At 65.6% G+C, this 1,693-nt stretch carries 1 protein-coding gene and 1 pseudogene; both read left to right on the forward strand.

The window, feature by feature from the left end:
• The first annotated feature begins 289 nt into the window (after nt 1-289).
• Nucleotides 290-511 (forward strand): hypothetical protein, encoded by a 222-nt coding sequence (locus M3G03_RS12720; RefSeq protein ID WP_259810498.1) that lies wholly within the window; start codon nt 290-292, stop codon nt 509-511.
• Nucleotides 512-559: 48 nt separating this feature from the next.
• Nucleotides 560-1,521, forward strand: a pseudogene (locus tag M3G03_RS12725) (IS3 family transposase); the annotation flags it as partial.
• Between the last annotated feature and the right edge of the window lie 172 nt (nt 1,522-1,693).

Genomic DNA, 1,693 nt, shown 5'->3' on the forward strand with positions numbered 1-1,693 from the left:
CCACCACCTTCGCTGACCGCATGCCCGCGGCCAGCACCCACCAGTAGAAACCGCCACTTACATTTAGCTTGGGAGTGGGCCTGCGAGAGGCCGGGCATCACTTACCGAGACACAATGTGATCTCTGAACAGTGGAGGGTCCTCGCAGGCCTGTGACTGGTCGAGCGGTGTCCCTGTTCGGGAACTTGGAACCACCCATCGTGGGGCGGATTCCTACTTGCAGAATGTCTGGGCCGTGGCCGCGACCACCAGCCACATCCATGGTCCGAACTACTGGAAGGACACCCGCGATGACCTGGACCTTGGGCATCGACGTCGCGTGTCGCGCCGCCCATCAAGCCACGCTCACCCACCACGGCACCACCGTGTGGCGCGGCCGCAAGTTCAGCACCTCCACCGCCGACCTTGAACGTCTGTGGCGTGACCTTGACATCAACGATCCCGCCGAGCTGACCGTGGTCATGGAACCCACCCGCAACGCCTGGATCATCCTGGCCGAATGGTTCCGTTGAATCGCCCCGGGATGTCCGGAGACTCCGAGCTTTGGGAAGGTTGGAGTCATGCCAGGCAACACGAGCAAGCGGTACCCGGCTGAGTTGAGGGTCCGGGCGGTGCGGATGTATCACGAGACCCGGCCGAACTATGACGGGGATTGGCCGGCGATGGTCAAGGTCGCCGAGCTGGTGGGGGTCTCGACCCCGGAGACCTTGCGACGCTGGGTCCGTCAGGACGAGATCGATCACGGTCAGCGCCCCGGCATCACCAGCGAGGAGTCCGCCGAGATCAAACGGTTGAAGCGGGAGAACGCCGAGCTGAAAAGGGCGAATGCGATCTTGAAGGCGGCGTCGGCTTTCTTCGCGGCCGAGCTCGACCGGCCCGGTCAGTGATCGTCGACTTCATCCGCGAGCACGCCGACCGGCGTGACGCGGAGGGGTTGCGGTGGGGTGTCGAGTCGATCTGCCAGGTGCTCAGCGAGCATGGCGTGAAGATCGCCCCATCGACGTATTACGAGTGGCGCGACAAGTTCCCGAGCAAGCGTGTCCAGCGCGATGAGGCCTTGCTGGTGGAGATTCGCCGAGTCCACGACGCGAACTTTGGTGTCTACGGGGCCCGCAAGATCTGGCTGCAGCTCAACCGCGAGGGCATCCCGGTCGCGCGCTGCGCCGTCGAACGGCTCATGCGCGGCGCCGGTCTGGAAGGTGTCCGGCGCGGGACGGTGAAGCGGACCACGATCCCCGATCGGGCAGCCCGGCGGCCGGAGGACCTGGTCAGTCGCCGGTTTGCGCCGGTGGTGCCGAACCGGTTGTGGGTGGCCGACATCACCTACGTGTCGACGTGGTCGGGGTGGGTCTACGTCGCGTTCGTCGTGGATGCCTACGCCCGCCGAATCCTGGGCTGGCGCTCCGGGACCACGATGACCACCCAACTGGTGCTGGACGCGCTGGAACAGGCGATCTGGACCCGGCACCGCGAAGGCCACGACCTCGACGGGCTGGTGCACCACTCGGACCGAGGCAGTCAAGGCGGATTCAACTGGTCGTCGCAACACCTCGTGAGAGGGGTGTGTGATGGGTCGTCGTCAGCAGGCTGCGGATCGGGCTGTTCGTCCGAAGTTGCGTTCGCCGGGGCATCCGAAGTTCCAGCGGCCGGTCGAGGCGGCGTTCTGGAGGGCGATTGCGCAAGGGCTGCTGCCG

It is taken from the genome of Aestuariimicrobium sp. p3-SID1156 (genome assembly GCF_025144225.1).
Taxonomy (GTDB): domain Bacteria; phylum Actinomycetota; class Actinomycetes; order Propionibacteriales; family Propionibacteriaceae; genus Aestuariimicrobium.